At 33.7% G+C, this 1953-nt stretch carries 2 protein-coding genes; both read left to right on the top strand.

What is annotated here, in order from left to right:
* Positions 1 to 157 precede the first annotated feature (157 nt).
* Complete coding sequence (locus PVK62_RS17200; protein WP_274445601.1) at positions 158 to 721, top strand: hypothetical protein; 564 nt, start codon at positions 158 to 160, stop codon at positions 719 to 721.
* Entirely contained in the window at positions 721 to 1260 is a 540-nt protein-coding gene (locus PVK62_RS17195) for a hypothetical protein (protein ID WP_274445602.1), read from the top strand. The genes PVK62_RS17200 and PVK62_RS17195 overlap by 1 nt, the downstream gene beginning before the upstream one ends.
* Positions 1261 to 1953: the final 693 nt, after the last annotated feature.

The following is a 1953-nucleotide window of genomic DNA, read 5'->3' as shown; positions in this document are numbered from 1 at the left end:
GTAGCAAACGTGTTATGCAGGCGTTATGTGTAATAAAAAATTAAACTGTTCAAAGTTTCAACTGTTAGATCTTCAAAATGATATTATCATTAACTACAAATGAATGCTCTCATGTATACTAGGTACATTGTGAACTACTTACAAGTTGGTATTTAACATGCCGTTAACAGAACTAAAGCGTTTAATTGAACGTTTTAAGCAACAAAAAGACTCAACACCAATATCTTTGCCAGATAGTAATGCTCGTATATGTGCTATACAAGAAGTTCTTGATTCTTGTACAAGTGAAGTACATGCATTTATCTTTTTTGATGAGCACGGTGAAAGTGAGCTATTTGATGCTATAAGTGATGAAAAAACAAGTAGAAAAATATCTAAGTTTCTTGAAAATTCAACGTTAAAAATACTAACTAATGATACATCAAGAATGCAATTGTTAAATTTCGTTGAACGGATTTCAGTTGAGAGCGAAAAACGATTGCATATAGCCCCAATACCTAAAAAGTTAGCAGCTCAAGTGACCAAAGATACATTAGATAATGAATTTTTGCTGACATCTGAATCTCACTTAATCTTCTTTAGCCGATATTCTCCTGTAAATAAGGAGCGATTATCTGAAGTTAATTCATTTCTAGGATTATTTGATATTGACTTCCATGATATGCTTTTGAAATATTTCAATGCTGTTACTAATAGAGCTGAAGCTGGGGAGTTCCGCTAATGGCATTACCTGTGAACGAGCCAGAATTAGCTGTGTCATTAGTTTTATTATATGATTTTGCGCCATTTATTAGTGTTGTAATAGCTATTAATTTTGTTTCATCATTTTGGGATGGTGTAAAAAATAAAGCTATCGATAGTCTAGATGCTGAAAGAGATAATTTAATATCAGAGTTGAATGCTGTTTATAAAAGTGGGGATTGCTTAAATTCTGATTCAGTTAAAGAGTTGGATAAAGAAGCTCAAGAGTACAAAGTATTTTTAACCTACCTTTCAAATATAGCTACTGTGCTCGGTATTATAATTGTTGTAATTTTGTTTGTATTGTTAGCTTATATTGGCTTTGAACCAAAGTATAAAATGACTGAATTTACGGCTTTGATTATGATTGCGGTTAGCATATTACCGTCAACACTATTTCGATGTTTAGGGTCTATCTATTCTAGAAATTCAATAAAAAAGCTTAAAAAAACCAGTGAAACTATGAAAACAGCAGCTCGTGCGGCAATAAAAGATAATGAAAAGGCTGCTTATAAATAGTTTATCATTCAACACATAACAAATGCATCAACACGATTTACTACACTCGGCATCCTCAGGTTGTCGGGTGTTTCTCGTTTTAGGGCGTCAATTTTAAGTATAATTGTATAGTAGTAAACGTGTTATGCAGGCGTTATACGAACACTGAGAATGCAGTTTTTTGGTTCAGTCCAGCGATTGAACCATTAGTTTTTTAGGTGTGAAAGTAGGGTGGTTTTCCTTTTTCTTTGTTGCCTTTTGGTTTCCATTTCATCAGGTTCGGCATTGAACTATTATTGCCCTAAATTCAGGCGTTTCAGAAACTAATTTACGCTTCAATTGTTCTTTGGTTATGCCTCATTTTAGCCTGCATCAGTGTTTTCCTCTCAGCATTTTCAATCCCAATTGTGGCAATGATATTTGGTTTATCAGTTCAAAACTTGCTGAAACCAAATCGTACAAATGGTGTAAGAAAAAGGGATTGTTTAGTTTCACAGTTATTGCCGTTGAAATGATATTTTGCTCGCTAAATTGAGCCAGTCTAATTAAACTTAGTTTACAGTAAATCTTGGTAAATCAGTTCTTTACCAAGTTTATCGGAGCGAAAGCAAGGATCGCATAACAAAGCAATCAACACGATGCTAATTACACTCGGCATTCGCGGTTTAGAGTATAATTGGTTTTGTAATTAAGGCGTTCGCACGTGTTATTGCG

Origin of the sequence: Aliivibrio sp. S3MY1 (genome assembly GCF_028765575.1) — a bacterium.
GTDB lineage: Bacteria > Pseudomonadota > Gammaproteobacteria > Enterobacterales > Vibrionaceae > Aliivibrio.
The sequence above is the reverse complement of the archived record's forward strand: the minus strand, read 5'-3'. Positions and strand labels throughout refer to the sequence as shown.

Coding starts and splice junctions, on each gene's coding strand:
- PVK62_RS17195 (WP_274445602.1), top strand. CDS start 721: ATGGCATTACCTGTGAACGAGCCAGAATTAGCTGTGTCATTAGTTTTA.
- PVK62_RS17200 (WP_274445601.1), top strand. CDS start 158: ATGCCGTTAACAGAACTAAAGCGTTTAATTGAACGTTTTAAGCAACAA.